This window comes from Mesorhizobium sp. (genome assembly GCF_004963255.1).
In the GTDB taxonomy this organism is placed as follows: domain Bacteria; phylum Pseudomonadota; class Alphaproteobacteria; order Rhizobiales; family Rhizobiaceae; genus Mesorhizobium.
The window spans coordinates 80,680-102,662 of the sequence record NZ_SUGA01000012.1 but is presented as its reverse complement, the minus strand read 5'-3'; the positions used below and the strand labels follow the sequence as shown (position 1 = coordinate 102,662).

The window sequence follows — 21,983 nt, the reverse complement described above, 5'->3', positions numbered from 1 at the left end:
GCGGTTAGCCCTGTCCGGGGGCCAGCGCCAGACCCAGCGTGCCGGTGAGATATTCGATGCTTTCGAGCGCGCTCTGCTCGGCCGTCTTCTGGGATGCGTCCAGCTCGACGACGGCAAGTCCGTCATAGTCCGCGTCGAGCAAAACGTCGACCAGACCCGGCAGATCCACCACGCCGGCGCCAAGCTCGCAGAAGGCGGCGTAGCGCTCCGGCCCCTTCAGGTTGTCGTCAACATGAGAGTCCTTGAAGTGCATGTAGCGGACCGCCGAGACATAAGTCTTCAGCGCATCGACCGGATCGGAATGCGTTTGCACCAGATGGGCGGGATCGATGCAGAGCCCCGCGTGGCGAATATCGAGCTCGTCCATCATGCGGTCGAGTTGCTCGCGGCGCTCGATGAAAGTGTCGAGATGCGGGTGGTAGACGGTGGCGATGCCGAGATCGGCGGTGCGGCGCCCAATGTCTTCGAGCGCGCGGCAGAACGCCTTGTAGTCCTCGGCGCCATGCGCATTGCCGGACGCCACCGAAGGGCCGCCGCCCAGCACCAGAACCGGCGCGCCAAAACCTTTCAGCAGGCGCGCAAGCGCCACCAGGCAGTCGCGCTCATAGGCCCAAAGGTTGGGATTGATGAAGGTCGCGTTGACATAGAGCGAGGAGAGCTTGATGCCGAGATCGCTCTGGGCTTCCGACAGCAGCGCATAGCGGCGCAGGATGTCGGTGTCGGTGGTGACACCGGGGGGCGGCAGATCGCCGAGCTGCATGTATTTGCGCGCGAACTGGTCGGACAGGCTGGTGAAGGCGAGGATCTCGAACCAGCCGAAACCCTGGGCGGCGAGGAATTCGAGGGCGGGGCGCAGCGGTTGGCCGGTCAGGTCCCAACTGTTGAGATGGTAGCCGATGGAGAACCGCTGTCGGGCAGCGCGCGTCATGGAAGTGTCTTTCTGCCTGGAATGATGCCGCGGGCCGGCCCGAGTGCCCGGCCCGCGGCGGGGGGAGGATGGTTGCTGTGATTGGAAGGGTCCCGGCTCAGTCCTTGGGAGGCCAGTTGCCCTCGTCGACGAGCGTCTTGAACGCCGCCTGCACGCTGGCCGCGGCATCTTCGGGCGTCGTGGTGCCGCCGACGACGCCGGCGATGCCGGAGGCGACCGCCGTTGTCACCTCGCTCGGCCACATCCAGTCGAGGAACTTCACTGTGTTCGGGAAGGTCGTTTCACGCAGCGACGCGGCATAGGGTTCGTTCACGCCATCGACGCCCTTGATGGAGGTTGCGATCGGCTGGTCCGCCGCCAGGTAGATCTTTGCCACCTCCGGCTTGGTCAGATAGGCGATGAAGTCGAGCGCGGGCTTGACCTTGTCGTCCGGGATCGAGGCCGAAAGGCACATGCCGTTGTCGGCGCCGCCGCCATGCTTCGGCTCGCCCTTGGTTCCAGGCATCTTGGGGAAGGGGAACACGCCCCAGGTGAAGCTCTTCACGCTGTCCTTCAGCGACGGCACTTCCCACGTGCCGCCATAATACATCGCGCTCTTGCCGCTGGCGAAGGCGGCGCGCATGCCGTCCATGTCGACCGAGAGCGAATCCTTCGACAGGATGCCGTCATCCACCCACTGCTTGATCAGCCGGAAGGCTTCGACGCTGGCGGGATCGTTGAACGGTTCCTTGCCCTCGAGCTGCGCTTGCGTCAGGGCGATCGGATCGCCGCTGGACTGCGCCAGCGCCTCGAAATACCACATCGGCCACATCACCGCGTTGGCGCCCTGGTGCAGCAGCGGTATGACGCCGGCCTGCTGCAGTTTCGGCACGGCCGCCTTGAGGTCTTCATAGGTCGGCTTCTCGGGAATGCCGAGCTTCTTGAACAGCTCTACATTGTAGAAGATCGTCGAGGTCGACAGCGAGCTGATCGGCACGCCATAGAGCTTTCCATTGACCGTGAAGGCGCCGAGGCTGGTGGCGTCGACATTGCCCGCGAACGGCTTGACCTCGTCGGTGATGGGCTTGAGCAGGCCGCGCCGGACATAGGCGCCGTTGACCCAATAGGCGGAGCAGGCAATGAGGTCCATCTCCTGGCCGGAAAGCTTGGCCGTCACCGTCCGCTGCAGCGAACCCGATTGCGGTCCCTGCGCGTCCCATTCGACGCCGCTGACGTCAGGGTGCTCTTTCAGGAAGCCCGAGACGATCTCGTCGCGGATCTTTGTCTGGACTTCCGGCTTTTCGCGCGGAGCCAGCACGTCCAGCGAGGAGCCGCCGAACACTTTCAGCGTGACGCCATCGGCATGTGCCAGGCCGGAAAATCCCGGGCCGGCGAATGCTGTCGCCAGCGAGACGGCGAACACACCGGTCTTGAGCGACGCGGGGGTAAAGGCAAGGCGCAATCTGGGCATGAAATCAGACATTTCAGGATCCCCTCTGTTGATCCCCGAACCGTCCTGAAGTTCGAGAATTCATTGATTGTCATATGAGTAAGCGGCAAGGTTCTGGCCTTGTCAAGTTGCAAGTTTTGACCTTTTCGGCACTCAACCAGGTGTGATTTTTCGCGATTATCCGAGATTTACGCCGCTGAGCCAAAAATGGCCTTGACTTCACATCCATTCAGCGTCTTGTTTGATCATCAATGATAACCGCCAGACGGCGGCGAAAAGGAGAAGCCATGTCGGTGGATGTCTTTTCCGCGCATTTCCAGGATCGCCAGCTCAGGCTCGATCCCGCGCGCACCGCGCTCGTGGTCGTCGACATGATCAACGAGTTCTGCAAGCCGGGCGGCAAGATGGTGCTTCCTGGTTATGAACGGCTCGTCGCGCCGCAGCTGGCCTTGATCGAGGCCGCGCGGGCGGTCGGCGCGCCGGTCATCTGGGTGCACGACGCGCATCGCCCCGGCATGCGCCGCGAGCGCGAATGGGAAAAGCGCACGCCGCACGGACTGGAGAAGACGTGGGCGGTCGAGATCATCGAGGATCTCGGGGCGCGAGCGGACGAGATCCACGTGGTCAAACGGCGCTATTCGGCCTTCTTCCAGACGGATCTGGACCTCACCCTGAAGGACATGCAGGTGGACCAGCTGGTGATATGCGGGGTGGTGACCAACATCTGCGTGCGCTCCACGGTGCATGACGCGTTCTTCATCGGCTACGATGTGGTCGTTCCGGCTGACGCTTGCGCGGCGACGGGGCCGCGCGAACACGACAGCTCGCTGTATGACATCGCCACGCATTTCGGCGTGGTGTCGGATTCGGCCACCGTCGTCGCGGCGCTGCGCCAGGGCGCGCCGATCGCCAACATGATTGCCGCCTGAGACAACGACGTTTAGCTTCTGCAGTGGAGGGCTCGCGGCCTTTGAACGAACAGAAAAACATGGAAACCGCATTGAGTGGCGAAGAGGAGATAATCGAAGAGACCCTGCCCGCCGGTTCGGGCTCCGCGTTGGATTTGCCGGAATTGGGCCGCGAGGAAATTCTCGCCTTCTATGCGCGCACCGGATATTCGCTGGAGCACCATGCCGCGCATATCTTGCGCAGAGCGCATCAGCGGGCGACGGCCTGTTTCCAGGAAGTGATGCCGCATGCCGACCTGACACCGACGCAGCATGCGGCGTTGGCGACCTTGCTGCGCTATGGTGAGGTCTCGCAGAACCATCTCGGACGGCTGACGCAGATGGACCCCTCGACCATCAGCCTGGTGGTGAAGGCGCTGATGAAAAGGGGACTGATCGAACGCAAGCGCTCGGAGACCGACCAGCGCATGACGATGATCACGCTGACCAATGCCGGTGTCCATTACACCTTGCCCTTGCTCGACCGCAGCATGGAGGTGGTGCGCCGGCTGCTTGCGCCGCTGACCCCGGGAGAGCAGGCGACGCTGCTTGAACTCCTCAACCGCATCAGCGGGTCTGACGAAACGGCATAACACCCCAGGCGAGGGGCCGGCCGGTCCGGCTCTCGCTCCAATCGATACCCCGGCAGAGGTCAGGGTCCGCATGCCTGCATGCCGGACGATCCGTCTGCCTTTGCAAGTCAAGAACGAGGACTTCGGCAGCATGCAGCATTCATCCAAGCCCCGCGGCGCCGCGAGTCGCCTCGTCATCCGCAACCTCGGTCTGGTCCTGACCGGCGACATCGCCCGGCCGGTGGCGGACGCGGATATGATCGTCATCGAAAACGGCCTGATCGCGGCGGTCGGCCGCCAAAGCGCGATCGGGATCGGCTCCGCTGGCGCCGTCATCGACGCCAAGGGTTCGGCCATCATGCCCGGCATGATCGACAACCATTCGCATCCGGTGATGGGCGACTGGACGCCGCGGCAGAACCAGCTTGGCTGGATCGAATCCACGCTCCACGGCGGCGTCACCACGCTGGTCTCGGCAGGCGAGGTGCATGTGCCCGGACGTCCAGGCGACGTCGTCGGCGTCAAGGCGCTGGCGATCACGGCGCAGCGCGCCTTTTCGCGTTTTTCGCCGCTCGGCATGAAGGTGCTTGCGGGGGCGCTGATTCTGGAGAAGGGACTGGAGGAACGTGATTTCGAGGAGCTTGCCGCTGCCGGCGTCACGCTGGTCGGCGAGTTCGGGCTCGGTGCCGTCAAGGACGGTCCCACCGGCCGCAAGATGATCGAGTGGGCGCGCCGCAACGGCATGACCTCGATGACGCATACCGGTGGCCATTCCATTCCGGGCTCCGCGCGCATCGGGTCGGAGACTGTGCTCGAAGTCGATGCAGATGTCGCCGCGCATCTCAATGGCGGCCCCACCTCGCTGCCCGAGGCCGAATTGCGGCTGATCTGCGAGAAGAGCCCGCGCTACCTCGAGATCGTCCACAACGGCAACATGCGCGCCGCCCTTTTCGTGCTGAACGTGATCCGCGAGATCGGCGCGTTCGACCGGCTGGTGCTCGGCACCGACGGCCCGGCAGGATCCGGCGTGCAGCCGCTTGGCATGCTGCGGCTGGTGACCATGCTTGCCTCGCTGGGTGACGTCCCGCCGGAAGTGGCGATCTGTTTCGCCACCGGAAACGTTGCGAGAATGCGCGGGCTGAAGGATCGCGGCCGCATAGCCGAAGGCCTTGCCGCTGATCTCGTCTTTATTGACCAGGCCATGGGCGGCGCCGGCGAAGGCGTGCTCGACGCCATGACGCTCGGCAACATGCCCGGCATCGGCATGATCCTGGTCGATGGCGTCCAGCGGATCGGGCGCAGCCGCAACACGCCGCCTTCGATCATCGTGCCTGAATTCCAGGCTGCCTGACCGGCCTCGACGCGGCCACGTCCGAAATCAGAAAGCCGCTCTCGTTCCGAGCGGCTTTCTCGACCCTTCATCAAGCCTTCGGTCAGCCGGTCGTCAGACCATGCCGTCGACCCCGACGATCCGGTCCTTGGTCAGTCCGCCGACGCGCGGCAGCGGCCGGCCGGAATCGGTGACGGCGACGGCACCGCGATCTCGTCGGCCCGCGGCGCGTCGGCGACGCGAACTTCCATGCCGTCGAAATGGCTGCGCACGCGGGCCGCGTCCTTGTGGCCGAGCGGAATGTCAAAGGCCGCGCCCGGTGCGCCGCGTTTCTTGGAAGATGGAATGAGCGCGGCGCCGCCACCCAGCACATCGCGGAACGGGGCGCCGAGCTCGGGATGCAGCAGGGCGGCCGCGTGTTCCAGTTCGCCATCCTCGCCTACCAAGGCGGCCTTGCCGAAGCTCTCGACCTTGTCGCCCGGAATGCCGAGGGCGGCCACCGCGCGCTCCGGCAGGATGCGGCCGAGCGCCTTGCCGGTTGCCATCAGCGGCGACAGGTCCTCGTGATAGGCGCCGGCGAAAGGATTGGCGATGATCGCCACCGCGGCGGCGCGACGCGTCGGGGTTTCCAGAACACGGCCGCCTTCGATCAGTGTTTCCTCGACGATGGTGACGATGCGGCGCACGCCGATATTCCCGCTCATCGCAAGCCGTCCTCGCCCTTGATCTCGCTGGCCTTGAGGCCGCCGACACGGGCGTGCACGCGCGGGCCCGTGGTCATGGCGAGCGCGACAACCATCTCGCTTGCCCGCGGGGCATCGTTGATGCCCACCTCGATGGCATCGAAATGGCTGCGCACATAGGATGCGTTGATGTGGGTGATCGGCACGTCCAGCCGGGTCCCCGGTCCGCCCACCTTCTTGGTGGACGGAACGATCGCCTTGGCGCCGCCGAGAATCTCACGCATCGAATAGCCGCCGGGATTGTGCCAAAGCGCGGCGTGCTCGAGCTCGCCCGCGGCGCCGACGATCGCGCCCTTGCCGTAGCCCTCGATCGCCGCCGGGTCACCGCCGAGCGCATCGAGCAGGCGCCGGGCCATCTCCAGGCCGAGCGGCTTGAGCTTGTCCATGAACGGCATCAGCTCCTCGACATATCCGCCCGCGAACGGATTTTCGATGACGGCGAGGATGGCTCCGCGCCTGGCCGGGGTCTCGGCCGCCGGGCCGCCTTCATGAAAAATCTCATCGACGGAAACGACGAATTTCCGCACCGCGACCTCTGCCATGTTATGCTCCAGAATTCATTTGAGTAGCAACAGTCTTTCGACGCGCTGCCAAAGTCAACCCTGGTTTCGTTCCGGCGCGGAGCCGGCGCAGAAATCCCGGCCATCGCCTCAGGACCTCAGCGAGAGCCAAGGTTTTTTGCTGAGTCTCAGCGGTTTCATGACTTGCGGGGTCAATTCTAAGATTGCGGTGGGGGATTGACAACGCTTCCGCATTTTTCGATGGTCATATGACCATCAACAAGATCGGCGGTGAGAAGACCGAGTTGATGACACTGCCGACAGGCTACCAGAGGGTTGAACCAAATGAAGACATTCGCTCGCCTTTTGGCGGCCGGTATCGTGCTGGCCGCTTCCTCGCTCCCGTCGCTCGCGGCCGACAAGGTCCATGTGGCCGCGATCTCGGGTTATTTCGCGCAAGGGTTCGGCGTCTCGATCGTCAACGGCCTCAACAAGGCCAAGGACGATTTCGGCATCGATCTCAAGCTGGTCGATACCGGCAACCGCTCGCTCGACTATGAGGAGCAGTTCGCCAACCTCGCCAAGAGCGGGGAATACGACCTGATCTTCGTGATGGGCTGGGAGCTGGTCGACGCGCTGCAGAAGGTCAGCGCGCAATACCCGAACCAGCGTTTCATCTTCATCGACGGCGTGCTCGACAGCAAGTCGATGATCTATGCCAACTTCGCCGAGGAGCAGGGCTCCTTCATCGCCGGCGCGCTGGCCGGCATGGTCGAGGATCTGGGACCCTCCTTCGACAAGATCGGCTCCGGCAAAGCCATCGGTTTCGTCGGCGGCCGCGACATCCCGGTCATCCGCAACTTTCTCGGCGGCTATGAGCAGGGCGTGAAATACGCCGCTCCCGACGTCAAGGTGAACGCCGTCTTCGCCGGCACCTTCGACGATCCGGCCAAGGGCAGCGAACTTGCCCAGACGCTTTACGGCCAGGGCGCCGACATCGTCTACAACGTCGCCGGTCCGACCGGCGAGGGCGTCATGCAGGCGAGCGCCGCGGCCGACAAATACTCGCTCGGCGTCGACATCGACATGTGCTCCTCGGCGCCGGGCAACGTGCTTGCCAGCATGCTTAAGCGCGGCGACGTGGCCGTCTATTCGATCATCAAGGACGAGGTCCAGGGCAAGAAAGTGCAGCCCGGCGCCCGCACCTTCGACCTTGCCTCGGGCGGTGTCGAGGTGAAGCTTTGCGACGACGTCGCGGCGAAACTGCCGCAGGCGATCAAGGACAAGCTCGAAACCTTGCGCCAGGACGTGATCGCCGGCAAGATCACGATCGCCAAGGCGAAATAGGCCTGCCGAAACCGGCGGCCGGCGCCCCGGTGCGGCGTCGGCCCTTCATCTGCCAGCTTTCTTGTTTCGGCTCGTCTTCATTCATGGACATAGCGGTACAGCTTCAAGGCATCACAAAGCGCTTCGACGCGTTCACCGCCAACGACCGCATCGACCTGTCCGTGCGGCGCGGCGAAATCCACGCCATCATCGGCGAGAACGGCGCCGGCAAGACGACGCTCATGAACGTCCTTTTCGGGCTGCTGCAGCCCGATGAGGGCACCATCTCGGTCAACGGCAAGCCTCTCGTCGTCACCAGCCCGGCCGTCGCCATTGCCGAGGGGCTCGGCATGGTGCACCAGCACTTCAAGCTCGTGCCCTCGCTCACCGTTGCCGACAACATCTTTCTCGGCATGGAGATCCGCAAGCGTGGCCTGATCGACCGCAAAGCCCAGATCGAGCAGGCGCGGACGCTGTCGCGGAAATTCGGCCTCAACGTCGATCCCGCCGAGCGCGTCGCCGGTCTTTCTGTCGGCATCGAGCAGCGCATCGAGATCCTCAAGGTGCTCGCGCGCAACGCCCGCATCATCATCCTCGACGAGCCGACAGCGGTGCTGACGCCGCAGGAGAGCCGGGATCTGTTCGCCACGCTGCGCAGCTTCGTGGAGGACGGCATGACCGTCATCTTCATCTCGCATCACCTCGAGGAGGTGATGGCAGTTTCCGATACCATCACCGTGCTGCGCGATGGCCGCGTGGTGGCGACACGCGGCAAATCCGAGCTTTCCAAGCGCGAGCTCGTGCGGATGATGGTGGGGCGCGACGTCAGCTTTGACCGGCGGCCGCGCTCGCCGGGTTCCGGACGCGCGGTGCTGTCCGTCAGCGATCTGTGGGCACGCGACGATCGCCGGCTGCCGGCTTTGAAGGCGGTCAACCTGAGCGTGAGCGCGGGCGAGATCGTCGGTATCGCCGGCGTCGCGGGAAATGGACAGACCGAGCTTGCCGAGGTCCTGTCCGGATTGCGGCCGGCCAGCCATGGTTCGGCGCTGCTGCACGGCAAGGAACTGCTCGAGCATTCGCCGGCTGAGATCCGCGCCCGCGGTCTGGCCCACGTCCCTGGCGACCGCCTGGCGCGCGGCGTCGACGGCAACGCGACGCTGTCGGCCAACATGCTGATGGGGCGCCAGCGCAAGCAGCCCTACAGCCGTCGCGGGCTGATCGACTGGCGCGCCGTGGATCGCGAAACGAAAGCGCTGATGCAGCGCTTCGACATCCGCGCGCGCGGCCCGCGCGACCTCGCAAGCAGCCTGTCGGGCGGCAACATCCAGAAAGTGGTGCTGGCGCGTGAATTTACCGCCGGCGGCGATTTCCTGCTGATCGACCAGCCGACGCGCGGCGTCGATATCGGCGCCCAGGAGGCCATCCACAGCGAGATCATGCGCCAGCGCGCCGACGACAAGGCCATCCTGCTGATCTCGACGCAACTGGACGAACTGGCAGCACTTGCCGATCGCATCCTGGTGATGTTCGAGGGGCGCATCATGGGCGAGATCGACGGAGCGGCGATGGACGAGGAGAGCATTGGACTGATGATGGCGGGAATAGATCCGGTCGCCGCGGCGGAGGTTCAATGATCTCCTCGCTCCTGCCAAGAAACCTCAGGCGCACGCTTGCCGGTCAATTGCTGGCGCTGGCGATCGCGCTTGCGCTGGGCGCCGTCGTCATCCTGATGATCGACGAGAATCCGCTGCGAGTGTTCGCCACGCTGATGCGCGGCGCCTTCGGCGATTCCGAGAAGATCGCCGGCACGCTGCTGCAGACCACCCCGATCCTGATCTGCGGCGTCGCCGCCTGCATCGGCCTGCGCGGCGGCATGTTCAATGTCGGTATCGAGGGCCAGCTCTTTCTCGGCGGCTTCGCCGCGGCATGGGTGGGCTTCTCCTTTGCGCTGCCGCCGGTCCTGCATGTGCTTGTCGCGGTGGCGGCGGCGGTCGCGGCGGGTGCTGCCTGGGTCTCGGTGCCGGCCTATTTCCGTGTCCGGTTCGGCGCCAACGAAGTGGTGTCGACCATCCTGGCCAATTATGTCGCGGTGCTGCTGACGTCCTATTTCACCATCTTCCTGTTCAAGCGGCCGGGCGGCTGGTCGGAAACGCCGCCGATCCTGCCCAGCGCCTATCTGCCGGAGCTGTTCTCGTTCTCCCGGCTCAACATCGGCCTGTTGATCGGACTTGCGCTCGCGGTGGCGACCGCGCTGTTCTTCCGCTTCACCACCACCGGCTACGCCGTCACCATGGTGGGATCGGCGCCCAAATTCGCCGACTATGGCGGCATCAATGTGCGCCGCGCCGGCTTCGGCGTCCTGCTTGCCTCCGGCGCCGTCGGCGGACTGGCGGGCGGCGTCGAGACGCTGGGCGTGCATCACCGTTTCATGGAAGGGTTCGCGCCCGGCTTCGGCTTCGACGGGCTGATCGCGGCCCTTCTCGCCAACGGTTCGCCGATCGGCACGATCTTCACGGCGCTGTTCTTCGGAGCGCTGCGGGCGGGTTCGCTGCTGCTCGAGGTCGACACCACGGCGTCGCGCGAGATCATCACCGTCATCCAAGCCCTGATCATCCTGGCGGTCTCGGCCGATCTCCTGCTGCGCCGCAAAGGTGACCGCACCGGGGGGCGCCGATGGAAATTCTAGCCACCTTCTTCAATGTCGGGCTGGTCGTCGCCACGATCCGAACCACCACGCCCATCCTCCTGGTGGCGCTCGGCGGCTCCTTCACCACCAAGGCCGGCATCTTCAACATCGGCCTGGAAGGGCAGATGCTGATCGCCGCCTTCTTCGCCGTCATCGGCTCGATCTGGACCGGCTCCTCTTTCGGCGGGCTGTTGATCGGCGTGGCCGCGGCGCTCGCCTTCGCGCTGGTCTACGCCGTGCTGGTCGTCAGCTTCCGCGCCAATGAGGTGGTCGTCGGCCTGGCGCTCAACATCCTTGCCGGCGGCATGACGATCTCGCTGATGAAGGCGATCTTCGGCACGCGCGGGTCGGTCGTGGGGCGCGGCATTGTCGGCCTGCCGAAGGTGCAGCTTCCGGGCGCGCGCGACATCCTCGGGCCGTCCTATGCGCAGCTCATTTCCGGCTACACGCCGCTGGTCTATGTCGCCTTCCTCTCGGTTCCGCTGCTGGTCCTGTTCTACGCCCGCACGCGGCTCGGCCTTTATCTGCGCGTCGTCGGCGAGAAGCCTGAAGCCGCCGAGACGCTGGGAATCTCGATCGCCAGGGTCCGCTACATCGCCTCGCTGCTGTGCGGCCTGTTCGCGGGCCTCGCCGGCGCGCATATGTCGCTCGGCTACATCACCATGTTTACCGAGAACATGTCGTCGGGACGCGGCTTCATGGCGGTGGCGATCCTGATCTTTTCCGCCGGCGACCCGCTCAAGGTGCTGCTCGGCTGTCTGCTGTTCGGATTTGCCGACGCCTTTTCGCTGCGTCTGCAGATCCTCAATTTCCCCTCCTACCTGATCCTCGCCGTGCCCTATGCCGTGGCGCTGCTGGCGCTGTTCGCCCTGTCCTGGCGCACGCGTCCCAAGCTGATCCGCGAGACGCTGGAGACGATGCGCAACGCTCTGGCGGAGAAGCCGCAAGACAGCGGCGGCAAGCTGCCCGCCGACAACCGTCCGTAATGCCCTTCAACCTTTCGAGGCTCTTCATGCAACGCATCATCCTGGACGTGGATTCGGCTGGCGACGACATTCTCGCCGTGCTGTTCGCCGCCGCCCATCCGGACCTCAGGCTGGAAGGGGTGACCACGACCACCGGCGCCGCCGGACCGATCAAGCAAGTCACCGACGTGGTGCTCAACACCTTGTCGCTCGCCGGCAAGGACGACGTGCCGGTGCATGCCGGCGCCTGGCGCCCGATCGTCGGCAATTCCAAGCAAGACATGCTGGCGCCGGTCCATTTCGAAAAAAGGCTGACAGCGCGCTTCGGCGAGCGGCTGAAGGCTTTCAACCCGCCGGCGCCGGAGCCGAAGCGCAAGGCGACGCCTGGCCATGCGGTGGATTTTATCATCGATACGGTGAGGTCCGCGCCCGGCGAGATCACGCTGATTACGACCGGGCCGACCACGAACGCCGCGCTGGCATTCCTGCAGGAACCGAAACTGCCGTCGCTGCTGAAGAACATGCTGGTGCTGGGCGGCAATTTCTCGACGCCCGGCAATATGACGCCGCTGTCGGAGTACAACATCTGGGCCGATCCCGAGGCCGCGCGCATCGTGCTCAACGCTGAGGTCGACAAGATCCTCGTCCCGCTCGATGTCTGCGAGGACAACCGCGTCGCCGACTCGATGCTGACCCGCGACGACCTGGCCGACATGGAAGCCGCGGCCGCCGACAGCACCAACCCGGTGGTTGAGATGATCAGCGAGGTCTTTCCAATCTATATCGACATCTGGCGCGAGTTCTTCGGCCTGGTCGGCTTTCCGATGGACGACGTCATCACCGTGGCGCTGGCTGTCGATCCGGGCCTCGTCGAGGCAAGCGCGCCGCTCTTTGCCGACGTTGTGCTGGAGAGGGGCGTGGCGCGCGGCCAGGTCGTCGCCTATCGCGGCCACCAGATCCTGCCTGGCGGCGGCCCCAAGACGACATGCATCGCGACGGGGCTCGACGGCCGCCGCTTCCTTGACATGTTCAAGACCACCATGGCCCGCTACGGCCGGCCCGCAGCCTGAGAGTCCACGCCCATGCCGACACCGATCCTCTACGACTGCGACCCCGGCCATGACGACGCCATCGCGCTGGTCATGGCGCATCGCTCGCCCGACATCGAGCTTCTGGGCGTGACAACCACCTGCGGCAACGCCGAGCTCGAGAAGACCACCGACAATGCGATCCGCGTCCTCGATTTCGTCGGCGCGACCGATGTGCCGGTCGCCGCCGGCTGCGCGCGGCCGCTGGCCAGGCCGCTGGTTCTCGGCACCGCGGATGGGCCGAGCGGGCTCGAAGGCTCGCCCTATCTGCCGCAGCCCTCGCGAGGGCCGATCAAGCAGCATGCGGTGGACTTCCTTGCCGAGAGGCTCGCGGCATCTCCGGAACCGCTATTGGTGGTGGCGACCGGCCCGCTCTGCAACATCGGCTTGCTCGTGCTCAAGCACCCGCACGTGCTGCCCAAGATCAAGGAGCTGATCTGGATGGGCGGCGTGTTCTATCGCAAGAGCGAGATCATCACGCCGACCGAGTTCAACGCCTTCTGCGACCCCGAGGCCCTGAAGCTGGTGCTGGACGCCAGGGTGCCCATCACCATGATAGGGCTCGACGTGACCATGCAGGTGCTGATCGAGGCGCCGCAATATGAGGAACTGGCCAGGATTGACACGCCGCTCGGCCGCGTGGTCATGGACTGGCTGAAATTCTACGAGAAGCTGCACCGCAACTCGATGGGCGTCGGCGGCGCCATGCACGACCCGCTGGCGTTGGCGCTGGCGATCGATCCGACGCTGGTGCGCACGCGTCCGGCCCATATCGGCGTGGACCTGTCCGGCAGCTACACATTCGGCGCCACGGTGGCCGATTTCTGGCATGAGCGCGGTGAGGAGGACAATGCGCGCATCGCCTATGAAGTCGATGCGGATCGCTTCTTCAAGCTGATGTTTGACTTGCTCCGCTAAAGCATGTCTCCCGAAAGTGGGAATTGGTTTCGGAATAAAGACATGCGTAATCAAAAACCTAAAGCGCATGGAGCGAATCTGAAAGATCGCGACGCGCTTTAAGCCGTAGGAAGGCTCACCGCTGCAGGCAGATCGCGACACCCTGGCCGCCGCCGATGCAGAGCGAGGCAAGGCCCTTCTTCGCTCCACGCCGGACCATCTCGTGGAGCAGCGTCACCACGATGCGGCAGCCGGAGCCGGCCAGCGGATGACCGAGCGCGATGGCGCCGCCGCTCATATTGATGATGTCCTCGTTCCAGCCCATCTCGCGGTTGACCGCGATGGCCTGCGCGGCGAAGGCTTCGTTGATCTCCATCACGTCGAGATCGGCATGGCGCCAGCCGGCCTTGTCGAGTGCGCGGCGCGAGGCCGCGACTGGACCGAGGCCCATGTCCATCGGCTCGACGCCGGCGGAAGCGTAAGACGCGATGCGGGCGAGGGGCGTCAGGCCGAGTTCCTTCATCCGCGCCTCCGACATCACAAGCACCGCGGCGGCGCCGTCGTTGAGACCGGATGAGTTGCCGGCCGTGATCGTCCCCGCCGCATCGAAGACCGGCCTCAGCCGGCCAAGGCCCTCCATCGTGGTGGAGGGGTTGGGATGCTCGTCCCGCTCGATGACGAGATCGCCTTGCCTGGCCTCGATCGATACGGGGACGATCTCGTCGTCGAATCTGCCAGCCTGGATGGCGGCGTCCGCCTTCTCCTGCGAGCGCAGCGCGAACCTGTCCTGTTCTTCGCGGGTGATCTGGTAGCGCTGCGCCAGCGCTTCGGCGGTGACGCCCATATGCACCTGATGGAAGGCATCCCACAGCCCGTCAGTGATCATGGAATCCTTGACCGTGCGGTCGCCCATGCGGATGCCGCCGCGGACGCCGGAAATGAAATGCGGCGCCGAGGTCATCGAATCCTGCCCGCCGGCGATCACGCAGTCGGCGTCGCCGCAGCGGATGGCCTGGGCGGCGAGATGGATCGATTTCTGGCCGGCGCCGCAGACCTTGTTAACGGTCATGGCAGGCACGCCGACCGGCAGGCCGGCCTTCAGAGCAGCCTGCCGGGCGGGATTCTGCCCGGCGCCGCCGGTCAGCACCTGGCCCATGATCACCTCGCCAACGGCATCGGGCGCGAGATCAGCGTCGGCGAGCATGGCCTGGATAAGCTGCGCCCCCAGCTCCGCTGCCGACAGACCGGCGAACGCGCCGTTCAGCTTGCCGATGGGCGTCCGCTTGGCGGCAACGATGTAAACGGCGTCCATGTCTGTTCCTCCGGCAGCGCGGTTCGCTTGGGCGTGATCGCCGCTTGACATTCTGGTTATAACCAATAATCATGAAATGGATCGGCAGGCAAGGTCGCGGCATCGAGCCGGGCCTGCATTGCGGGAGGAAATCCATGTCATCCGTGCTTTGGACGCCGGCGCCGGCCGCGTTCCAATCGTCCAACCTTGCGCGCTTTTCGATGGCCAACGGCTTCGATCCGCGCGACTACGAGACGCTGCATCGCTGGTCGATCGGCGATCCCGGCGCCTTCTGGCGAGCGATATGGGATTTCGCCGAGGTCATCGGCGATCCTGGCGCGATCTGCTTCCTGCGCGACGACAATGCACCGATGACCGGGAGCCGTTTCCTGCCGGAAGCGACACTCAATCTCGCGGAAAACCTGCTGCGCGGCGATGAGGCGAGGGTTGCTCTCATCGAGGCCGACGAGAGCGGCCATTTCCGGGCCATCACACTGGGCGAATTGCGCCTGCTCGTCGCCAGGACGGCGCATGGCCTGCGCGCGGCCGGCGTCGGCAAGGGCGACTGCGTCGGCGGTATCCTGCCAAATAGGGTCGAAGGGCTCGTGGCGCTTTTGGCGACGCTTTCCGTCGGCGCCATCTGGTCGTCCTGCTCGCCGGATTTCGGCGCCGCGGCGATCGTCGACCGCCTCGGCCAGATCGGCGTCAAGGTGCTGTTCGCCGCGCCGCGCTACCGCTATGCGGGCAAGGAGCACGACATCTCCGGCAGGCTGGCCGAGATCGTCGCCGCGATGCCGACGGTAACGACGCTGGTGCTGACCGGCGAACCGGGCCCTAGGCCAGACTGCGCGGCGGATTGCATTTCGCTCGACGATTTCGGCCGCGACGCTCCACTCTCCTTCGAGCGCGTGCCCTTCGACCATCCGGCCTATGTGCTCTACACCTCCGGCACGACCGGCGCACCGAAGGCGATCGTCCATCGTACCGGCGGCGTGCTGCTCCAGCACCTGAAGGAGCACCTGCTCCACGGCGATGTCCGCCCGGGCGACGTCATGAGCTGGTACACCAACACCGCCTGGATGATGTATCACTGGCTGATCTCAGGCCTGGCCTGCGGCGCGAGCGTGGTGCTCTATGACGGCGCGCCGATCCTGAAATCGGCCGATGGTCTCGACCCCAGTCCGCTCTGGACGATGGCGGAGCGCGCCAGGGTCACGCATTTCGGCACCAGCCCGAAATATCTGGCGACACTTGCGTCCGAAGGCTACGCGCCGGCGCGCCTGCATGATCTCTCGTCGCTGCGCTCGCTGCTGTCGGCCGGTGCGCCTGTCTCTCCCGGGCAGTTCGACTGGGTCTACGATCATGTGAAGCGCGATATGATCTTCGCTTCGATCTCCGGCGGCACCGAGATCATCGGCTGCTTCCTGCTGGGATCGCCGATCCATCCTGTACGGCGCGGCGAACTGACCGTGAAAGGGCTCGGCCTCGCCGTCGGCGTCATGGACGAGCGCAATGCGCCGGTCATCGGCCGTCAGGGCGATCTCGTCTGCACCGAGCCGTTCCCGTCGATGCCGCTGACCTTCTGGGGCAAGGATGGCGACGAGCGCTATCACGCCACCTACTTCGCCGCGCGCCCGGAAATCTGGACGCATGGCGATGTCGCCGAGATGACCGCTTACGGCTCGGGCGTCATCCACGGCCGCTCGGACACAACGCTGAAGCCCGGCGGCGTTCGCATCGGCACCGCCGAGATTTACGCCGCCTGCGAGAATTTTGCCGAGATCGAGGATTGCCTGGTCTTTGGCGCGCCGGTCGAGGGCGACGAAGAGATCGTGCTCTGCGTCAAGCTCAAGGACGGTTATGCGCTGAGCCCAGAGCTTGCCGCGCGAATTCGCAAAGCGATCCGCGAAGGCGCCTCGCCCCGCCACGTGCCGCATCGCATCCACGCGGTGCAAGCCGTGCCCTACACGCTGAACGGCAAGCGCGTCGAGGGCGCTGCCCGCACCACGCTCGAAGGCAAGCCTGTCAAGAACATGGCTTCACTCGCCAATCCGGCCTGCCTCGAGGAATACCGCGTGCTCGACCGGAGCAAGGCGGCATGAGCCGGGCAAAGGGAGCGATCGTCGGCATCGGCGAGTTGAAGCCGCAGCGCCTGACGCAAGGTGTGACCACACTGGAGATGATCGCCGAGGTCTCGCGCCTGGCGGTATTCGACGCCGGCTTGGAGCCGGCGGCGATCGACGGGCTGCTGGTCGGGCCGCAGGTCGGCGAGACGCCGCAGCATGTTCCGGCGACCATTGCCGAATATCTGGGCCTCGCGCCGACCATGGCCAATGTCGTCGACCTCGGCGGCGCATCCGGCGCCGGCATGGTCTGGCGCGCGGCCGCCGCGATCGAGGCCGGCATGTGCGAGGCGGTGCTGTGCGTGCTCGCCAACAACCGCGAGGAGGTTGCGCCCCGCTCGCCCAACCGCAACCCAATCCGCGAGTTCGACGTGCCCTTCGGCGCCTCGGGCGCCAACATTTCCTACGCGCTGCTGATGCAGGCGCATATGGCGGAATATGGCTCGACCGCGCGTGATTTCGCGCTGATCGCCGCGGCGGCCCGCGCCAATGCGCAGCTCAATCCCGACGCCATCTTCTTCGGCAAGCCGGCAGATGTCGAAGCGGTGCTTGCCTCGCCGATGATCGCCTCGCCGCTGCACCTCCTCGAAATCGTCATGCCGGTCGCCGGCGGCGAAGCGGTCGTCGTCATCTCCGCCGAACGCGCGCGGTCGTTGCGCAGGCCGCCTGTCCATCTGCTCGGCGCCGGTGAGAAGGTCACGCACCGCGCGGTCAGCCAGGCCCCACACCTCACCTCCGGTCCGCTGAAGAGCGCCATGGCGCGGGCCTTCCAACAGTCCGGCACGCGGGCCGATGAGATGGACCTTCTGTCGCTCTACGACTGCTACACGATCATGGTCGCGACCACGATCGAGGATGCCGGCCTCTGCGCGCCGGGCGCGTTCGGCGCGTGGCTCAACGACCACGATCTTTCCCACAAGGGTGACAAGCCGCTCAACACGCATGGCGGCCAGCTCGGCTTCGGCCAGCCCGACCTTGCCGGCGGCATGACCCATGTCGTCGAGGCGGTGCGCCAGCTGCGTGGCGAGGCGGGCGAGCGCCAGATCGGCAACGCCGGGCTCGCGCTGATCACCGGCAATGGCGCGACGATGAGCGAAGCGACCGCGCTGGTGTTGGGAGCCGCCTGATGTCCGTCGATCTCAACACGCTGAAAACCCCTGGCCCGACGATCACCGCGCTGACCAGGCCGTTCTGGGATGCCGCCGCCAAGGGCCGGCTGACCATCCAGCACTGCGAGGATTGCGGCAAGGCCATCTTCTATCCGCGCCCGATCTGCCCGCACTGCTGGAGCAAGCGTCTGGTCTGGAAAGACGCATCGGGCGGGGGACGGCTCAAATCCTTTTCGGAAGTGCACAAGCCCGGCCATCCCAGCTGGCTGCCCGCCGCACCTTACGTGGTCGGCCTGGTCGAGCTCGCCGAAGGCCCGACGATACTGAGCTTCATCTTGCCCGGCACACGGCCGCTACAGGTCGGGGACATGCTGCTTCTTGCGCCGACTGCCATCGGCGGCCGTGTCCTGCCTGCCTTCAAACCAGTCGAACCCAGAGCAGAGGAGAAGCCGCAATGAGCACCGAAATGAAAGACGGTTGGGTGGGTGTCGTGAAAGGTCGTCCGCAGGTCGGCGATTTCGCCGAGCGCACGCGGCGCACGAGGGTGAGCGACATCGAGGCCTTCACCGACATCACCGGCGATCGCAATCCCCTGCATTACGACCGCGCGCTGGCCGAGAAGTCGGTGTTCGGCAAGCTGATCGTTCAGGGCGGCGTGACCTCCGGCATCCTCAACGCGCTGGTCGCCGAGGATCTGCCCGGCCCCGGAACCGTGTTCCTCGAAGTGGCCTGGAAGTTCGTCAAGGCGGTCGGCGTTGACGAGGAGATCACCGGCCGCGTGGAGGTCAAGGAAGTGCGCCCCGACAAGCCGATCTGCAAGATCGAGACCAGCGTGCGCAACGGCCAGGGCGAGCTTTGCCTGACCGGCACGGCCACGGTCTTCACCGTTCCGCTGCAAGGCGCATGAGCACGGCCGGCCGGCTTGGCGTGGCGGCCGACAGCGAACGCTGGCGCGTGCTGTCGCTGCTTTGCCTGGCGGTCGTCCTGTCGCTCACCACCTGGTTTTCGGCGACCGCGATACTCCCGGAACTGAAGCACGAGCTGGCGCTGGGCCCGAGCGCCGAGGCGTGGCTGACCAATGGCGTCCAGGTCGGCTTCGTCATCGGCGCGCTGGCGGCGAGCCTGGTCAATCTTCCGGACCTTGTACGGCTCAGCCGCTTGATGGCGGCCGCGGCCCTTGTTGCCGCTTTGGCCAACGCGACGCTTCTGCTTCATCTTGGGCCGAGCGGCGTGATCGCAGCGCGTATCATCACCGGCGCCGCACTTGCCGGGGTCTATCCGCCGGCGCTGAAGCTGGTCGCCACCTGGTTCACGCGCGACCGGGGGCTGGCGCTCGGCGCGGTCATCGGCGCGCTGACGGTCGGCTCGGCGCTGCCGCATCTCTTCCGCGCGGTCTCGACCGCGCTCGACTGGCGGCCGGTGGTCGCCGCCGCCAGCCTGGCGACGGCGGCGGGCGCGCTGCTCTTCCTGCTGTTCGCCAAGGAAGGACCCTATCCCTTCGGCAAGGCTATCTTCGAGCCCTCGCGCATCGGCCAGGTGTTCCGCGAAAAGCCGCTGCTCCTCGCCAATCTCGGCTATCTCGGCCACATGTGGGAGCTCTATGCCATGTGGGCCTGGCTGCTCGCCTATACGCGCGCGGCCTTCGAGGCTCAGGCGATCGGAACCACCGCCACCGCCTCGCTCGCGACTTTCCTTGTCGTCGCCTCCGGCATTCTCGGCTGTCTGCTCGGCGGCTATCTGTCGGACCGGATCGGCCGCACCGCCACTACCGCCGGCATGATGCTCGTCTCGGGAAGCTGCGCGCTGCTGATGGGCTTTCTGTTTACCGGACCGCTCTGGCTGTTCATGCTGGTGGCGATCGTCTGGGGCGTTTCGGTGATCGGTGATTCGGCGCAGTTCTCCGCCGCAGTCACCGAACTTGCCGACCGCCGCTTTGTCGGCACCGCCCTGTCGGTGCAACTCGGCGCCGGTTTCGCGCTGACGGTGCTTGCCATCTGGCTGACGCCGCGCTTCGCTGACTTCATCGGCGGCTGGCGCTGGGCCTTCCTGCTCCTGGTTCCGGGGCCGCTTCTGGGGGCCGCCGCCATGCTATGGTTGCGAAACTTGCCGGAGAGCGTGAAAATGGCGGGCGGCCTCCGGTAGGGTGGCGCTGCCGCTTTTTGAGTCGCGGCAAAACGATTTGCGGCGGGACCCGAATGGAACAGGCAACCAGAACGCGCGGGCGTCCTCGTTACGATCAGGAAGATGCCGAGGCCGCCGCAGCGTTCCGCTCGATCGGCTCGAAAGTCCAGCTCAATCGCGACGAGGCGGCCCCGCTCTGGGTGCAGCTGCGCAACCAGGTCGAGGAGGCGATCAACACCGGCCTGCTGGCAGCCAATTCGCGCATTCCCTCGGAACAGGCGCTTTGCGATTTCTTCGGCGTCTCTCGTCCCGTCGTGCGCGCCGCGATCGGATCGCTGTCCAATGAAGGCCGCATCATCAAGATGCCGCGCAAGGGCATGTTCGTCGCCGCTCCCCGCGAGCATGTCGACTTCATGACCGCCAATCTCGGCGTGTTCGACGATTTGACCGCCAAGGGCCACAAGGTCTCGACCCGCACGCTGGAGATCTACCGCTGCCCGCCGAGCGAGAAGGAGTCCAAGGTCTTCGGCATTCCCGCCAATGGCAGCGTGGTCCGCATCAGCCGCGTCTACATGACCGACGGCACGCCGATCACCATGACGCGCATCAGCCTGCCGGGGCATCGGGTGCCGGGTCTGGAGAACATCCTGTCGGAAAACCAGTCGATCTTCGGCACCATCCGCGCCGTCTTCGGCCTGACGGTGAAGCGTGCCGACCGCTGGCTGCGTGCCGCGCTTCCCACCAAGGAAGAAGCCGATGAGATGGGTGTCGCTGCCAACACGCCGCTGATCGAGATCGAGTCGATCGCCTATGATTCCGACGGCGCCGCGCTTGAATATTACGAGGCCTTCTACAACTCCTCCGTCGCCCGCATCCACATGGCGGTCGAGCAGCCGTCGGCGACGGTGAACGGTGTCGATCGCACCTGAATTGCACTCATCCAAAAAAGATTCCGTTTTCTGGTTATAACCAGATTGACTGACCCAGGAAGCTTCTGTAACGTCCTTGTCATGGGGTCGGGAGGAGCCTGACCCCGGAGGCATTATCAGGACTGGTCGGCTTGCGGCGCTGCTTCGGCGGCGAGGGTAGCGTTTTGCCCGCGCTCAAGCTCAAGTCCGTCCTGATGGAGGACGTGCATGGATTACCGGTCGCAATTCGACCTGACGGGCGAGGTTGCCGTCGTCACCGGCGGCGCCAGCGGGATCGGACTTGAGGCCGCCAAGGCGCTGGGGACTTGCGGCGCGAGGATCGTCCTGCTCGACATGAATGCGGATGGGCTGAAGGCCGCCGCCGAGGCGCTAGAGGCTGCCGGTGTCGCAAGCGTCGATGGCCGCGTGTTGAACGTTACCGATCCGCAAGCCGTCGAGGCGATGGCCGCTCAGATCGTCAGTGATTTCGGCAAGGTCGATATCCTGGTCAACAGCGCCGGCATCGCGCGCCTCAACACCGCGCTCGACACGCCGGACGAGGAATGGCGCCTGGTGATGGATGTCAACGTCAACGGCGTCTACTGGGCTTCTCGCGCCTTCGGCCGCTCGATGGTCGACCGCAAGAAGGGTTCCATCGTCAATCTGGGTTCCATGTCGGGGTTGATCATCAACCGTCCGCAGACCGCGCCGTCCTACATGGTGAGCAAGGGCGCCGTGCACATGATGACCAAGGCGCTCGCGGTCGAATGGGCGAAATCGGGCGTGCGCGTCAACGCGCTGGCGCCGGGCTATGTCGGCACCGAGATGACACTGAAGATGCGCGAGCGTCCCGAACTCTTCAACACCTGGATTGACATGACACCGATGGGCCGGCTGGGCACACCGCAGGAGATCGCCTCGGCGATCCTGTTCCTGGCGTCGCCGGCCTCGAGCTACGTGACGGGCGCGATCCTGTCGATCGATGGCGGCTACACGGCCTGGTGACGGACTGAGCAAGGA

At 65.4% G+C, this 21,983-nt stretch carries 20 protein-coding genes and 1 pseudogene; 16 read left to right on the top strand and 5 right to left on the bottom strand.

Annotation, left to right across the window (positions count from 1 at the left end; all coding sequences use genetic code 11):
- Positions 1–4: 4 nt before the first annotated feature.
- Both E5X34_RS15550 and E5X34_RS15545 read right to left on the bottom strand, forming a co-directional pair.
- On the bottom strand, positions 5–928 hold the full coding sequence (locus tag E5X34_RS15550; RefSeq protein WP_292566225.1) for a sugar phosphate isomerase/epimerase: 924 nt from the start codon (positions 926–928) through the stop codon (positions 5–7).
- Positions 929–1,025: 97 nt separating this feature from the next.
- Positions 1,026–2,390, bottom strand: a complete 1,365-nt coding sequence (locus E5X34_RS15545) for an extracellular solute-binding protein (RefSeq protein WP_292566222.1) — start codon at positions 2,388–2,390, stop codon at positions 1,026–1,028.
- 254 nt (positions 2,391–2,644) lie between these two features.
- On the opposite strand from E5X34_RS15545, the gene E5X34_RS15540 reads away from it, so the two are divergent.
- From E5X34_RS15540 to E5X34_RS15530, 3 genes are all read left to right on the top strand, one after another.
- Positions 2,645–3,286 carry an isochorismatase family cysteine hydrolase gene (locus E5X34_RS15540; RefSeq protein ID WP_042638814.1) on the top strand — a complete coding sequence of 214 codons (642 nt, stop codon included), beginning with the start codon at positions 2,645–2,647 and terminating at the stop codon, positions 3,284–3,286.
- Positions 3,287–3,327: 41 nt separating this feature from the next.
- Positions 3,328–3,897 carry a MarR family transcriptional regulator gene (locus tag E5X34_RS15535; RefSeq protein WP_292566218.1) on the top strand — a complete coding sequence of 190 codons (570 nt, stop codon included), beginning with the start codon at positions 3,328–3,330 and terminating at the stop codon, positions 3,895–3,897.
- A 130-nt stretch (positions 3,898–4,027) separates the two neighbouring features.
- Positions 4,028–5,227 (top strand): amidohydrolase family protein, encoded by a 1,200-nt coding sequence (locus tag E5X34_RS15530; protein ID WP_292566215.1) that lies wholly within the window; start codon positions 4,028–4,030, stop codon positions 5,225–5,227.
- Between the two features lie 93 nt (positions 5,228–5,320).
- Here E5X34_RS15530 and E5X34_RS15525 read toward each other — a convergent pair.
- A pseudogene (locus tag E5X34_RS15525) lies at positions 5,321–5,910 on the bottom strand (amino acid synthesis family protein).
- Positions 5,907–6,491: an amino acid synthesis family protein gene (locus tag E5X34_RS15520; protein ID WP_292566212.1), complete on the bottom strand. Its 585-nt coding sequence runs from the start codon at positions 6,489–6,491 to the stop codon at positions 5,907–5,909. The pseudogene E5X34_RS15525 and the gene E5X34_RS15520 overlap by 4 nt, the downstream one beginning before the upstream one ends.
- 303 nt (positions 6,492–6,794) lie before the next feature.
- On the opposite strand from E5X34_RS15520, the gene E5X34_RS15515 reads away from it, so the two are divergent.
- The 6 genes from E5X34_RS15515 to E5X34_RS15490 all read left to right on the top strand — a co-directional run bounded on the left by E5X34_RS15515 (position 6,795) and on the right by E5X34_RS15490 (position 13,432).
- Positions 6,795–7,796 (top strand): BMP family ABC transporter substrate-binding protein, encoded by a 1,002-nt coding sequence (locus tag E5X34_RS15515; RefSeq protein ID WP_292566209.1) that lies wholly within the window; start codon positions 6,795–6,797, stop codon positions 7,794–7,796.
- Positions 7,797–7,879: 83 nt separating this feature from the next.
- Complete coding sequence (locus E5X34_RS15510; RefSeq protein ID WP_292566206.1) at positions 7,880–9,409, top strand: ABC transporter ATP-binding protein; 1,530 nt, start codon at positions 7,880–7,882, stop codon at positions 9,407–9,409.
- Positions 9,406–10,461, top strand: coding sequence for an ABC transporter permease (locus tag E5X34_RS15505; RefSeq protein ID WP_292566204.1), 1,056 nt, complete (start codon positions 9,406–9,408; stop codon positions 10,459–10,461). Before E5X34_RS15510 ends, E5X34_RS15505 begins: the two co-directional genes overlap by 4 nt.
- Positions 10,449–11,447 (top strand): ABC transporter permease, encoded by a 999-nt coding sequence (locus E5X34_RS15500; RefSeq protein WP_292566201.1) that lies wholly within the window; start codon positions 10,449–10,451, stop codon positions 11,445–11,447. Before E5X34_RS15505 ends, E5X34_RS15500 begins: the two co-directional genes overlap by 13 nt.
- Before the next feature lie 26 nt (positions 11,448–11,473).
- Complete coding sequence (locus tag E5X34_RS15495; protein ID WP_292566198.1) at positions 11,474–12,496, top strand: nucleoside hydrolase; 1,023 nt, start codon at positions 11,474–11,476, stop codon at positions 12,494–12,496.
- Between the two features lie 12 nt (positions 12,497–12,508).
- A complete protein-coding gene (locus E5X34_RS15490; protein ID WP_292566195.1) occupies positions 12,509–13,432 on the top strand; it encodes a nucleoside hydrolase in 924 nt (307 codons plus the stop codon).
- A gap of 115 nt (positions 13,433–13,547) precedes the next feature.
- Here the strand turns inward: E5X34_RS15490 and E5X34_RS15485 are convergent, their stop codons facing one another.
- Complete coding sequence (locus tag E5X34_RS15485) at positions 13,548–14,723, bottom strand: acetyl-CoA C-acetyltransferase (protein WP_292566192.1); 1,176 nt, start codon at positions 14,721–14,723, stop codon at positions 13,548–13,550.
- A gap of 134 nt (positions 14,724–14,857) precedes the next feature.
- Between E5X34_RS15485 and E5X34_RS15480 the strand changes: the two genes are divergently transcribed.
- From E5X34_RS15480 to E5X34_RS15450, 7 genes are all read left to right on the top strand, one after another.
- Complete coding sequence (locus tag E5X34_RS15480) at positions 14,858–16,804, top strand: acetoacetate--CoA ligase (RefSeq protein WP_292566189.1); 1,947 nt, start codon at positions 14,858–14,860, stop codon at positions 16,802–16,804.
- Complete coding sequence (locus E5X34_RS15475; RefSeq protein ID WP_292566187.1) at positions 16,801–17,952, top strand: thiolase family protein; 1,152 nt, start codon at positions 16,801–16,803, stop codon at positions 17,950–17,952. The genes E5X34_RS15480 and E5X34_RS15475 overlap by 4 nt, the downstream gene beginning before the upstream one ends.
- Complete coding sequence (locus E5X34_RS15470; RefSeq protein WP_292566184.1) at positions 17,952–18,392, top strand: zinc ribbon domain-containing protein; 441 nt, start codon at positions 17,952–17,954, stop codon at positions 18,390–18,392. The genes E5X34_RS15475 and E5X34_RS15470 overlap by 1 nt, the downstream gene beginning before the upstream one ends.
- Entirely contained in the window at positions 18,389–18,841 is a 453-nt protein-coding gene (locus E5X34_RS15465) for a MaoC family dehydratase (RefSeq protein ID WP_292566181.1), read from the top strand. Before E5X34_RS15470 ends, E5X34_RS15465 begins: the two co-directional genes overlap by 4 nt.
- On the top strand, positions 18,838–20,076 hold the full coding sequence (locus E5X34_RS15460) for an MFS transporter (protein ID WP_292566178.1): 1,239 nt from the start codon (positions 18,838–18,840) through the stop codon (positions 20,074–20,076). Before E5X34_RS15465 ends, E5X34_RS15460 begins: the two co-directional genes overlap by 4 nt.
- Positions 20,077–20,129: 53 nt before the next feature.
- A complete protein-coding gene (locus E5X34_RS15455; RefSeq protein WP_127304669.1) occupies positions 20,130–20,984 on the top strand; it encodes a GntR family transcriptional regulator in 855 nt (284 codons plus the stop codon).
- Between the two features lie 207 nt (positions 20,985–21,191).
- Complete coding sequence (locus E5X34_RS15450) at positions 21,192–21,968, top strand: SDR family oxidoreductase (RefSeq protein ID WP_292566173.1); 777 nt, start codon at positions 21,192–21,194, stop codon at positions 21,966–21,968.
- Positions 21,969–21,983 lie beyond the last annotated feature (15 nt).

Bases quoted from the DNA above. Each gene is read 5' to 3' on its own strand.
- E5X34_RS15520 (WP_292566212.1), bottom strand. From the start codon at position 6,491: ATGGCAGAGGTCGCGGTGCGGAAATTCGTCGTTTCCGTCGATGAGATT.
- E5X34_RS15530 (WP_292566215.1), top strand. From the start codon at position 4,028: ATGCAGCATTCATCCAAGCCCCGCGGCGCCGCGAGTCGCCTCGTCATC.
- E5X34_RS15495 (WP_292566198.1), top strand. From the start codon at position 11,474: ATGCAACGCATCATCCTGGACGTGGATTCGGCTGGCGACGACATTCTC.
- E5X34_RS15550 (WP_292566225.1), bottom strand. From the start codon at position 928: ATGACGCGCGCTGCCCGACAGCGGTTCTCCATCGGCTACCATCTCAAC.
- E5X34_RS15505 (WP_292566204.1), top strand. From the start codon at position 9,406: ATGATCTCCTCGCTCCTGCCAAGAAACCTCAGGCGCACGCTTGCCGGT.
- E5X34_RS15475 (WP_292566187.1), top strand. From the start codon at position 16,801: ATGAGCCGGGCAAAGGGAGCGATCGTCGGCATCGGCGAGTTGAAGCCG.
- E5X34_RS15470 (WP_292566184.1), top strand. From the start codon at position 17,952: ATGTCCGTCGATCTCAACACGCTGAAAACCCCTGGCCCGACGATCACC.
- E5X34_RS15515 (WP_292566209.1), top strand. From the start codon at position 6,795: ATGAAGACATTCGCTCGCCTTTTGGCGGCCGGTATCGTGCTGGCCGCT.
- E5X34_RS15490 (WP_292566195.1), top strand. From the start codon at position 12,509: ATGCCGACACCGATCCTCTACGACTGCGACCCCGGCCATGACGACGCC.
- E5X34_RS15455 (WP_127304669.1), top strand. From the start codon at position 20,130: ATGGAACAGGCAACCAGAACGCGCGGGCGTCCTCGTTACGATCAGGAA.
- E5X34_RS15540 (WP_042638814.1), top strand. From the start codon at position 2,645: ATGTCGGTGGATGTCTTTTCCGCGCATTTCCAGGATCGCCAGCTCAGG.
- E5X34_RS15465 (WP_292566181.1), top strand. From the start codon at position 18,389: ATGAGCACCGAAATGAAAGACGGTTGGGTGGGTGTCGTGAAAGGTCGT.
- E5X34_RS15450 (WP_292566173.1), top strand. From the start codon at position 21,192: ATGGATTACCGGTCGCAATTCGACCTGACGGGCGAGGTTGCCGTCGTC.
- E5X34_RS15460 (WP_292566178.1), top strand. From the start codon at position 18,838: ATGAGCACGGCCGGCCGGCTTGGCGTGGCGGCCGACAGCGAACGCTGG.
- E5X34_RS15545 (WP_292566222.1), bottom strand. From the start codon at position 2,390: ATGTCTGATTTCATGCCCAGATTGCGCCTTGCCTTTACCCCCGCGTCG.
- E5X34_RS15510 (WP_292566206.1), top strand. From the start codon at position 7,880: ATGGACATAGCGGTACAGCTTCAAGGCATCACAAAGCGCTTCGACGCG.
- E5X34_RS15500 (WP_292566201.1), top strand. From the start codon at position 10,449: ATGGAAATTCTAGCCACCTTCTTCAATGTCGGGCTGGTCGTCGCCACG.
- E5X34_RS15480 (WP_292566189.1), top strand. From the start codon at position 14,858: ATGTCATCCGTGCTTTGGACGCCGGCGCCGGCCGCGTTCCAATCGTCC.
- E5X34_RS15485 (WP_292566192.1), bottom strand. From the start codon at position 14,723: ATGGACGCCGTTTACATCGTTGCCGCCAAGCGGACGCCCATCGGCAAG.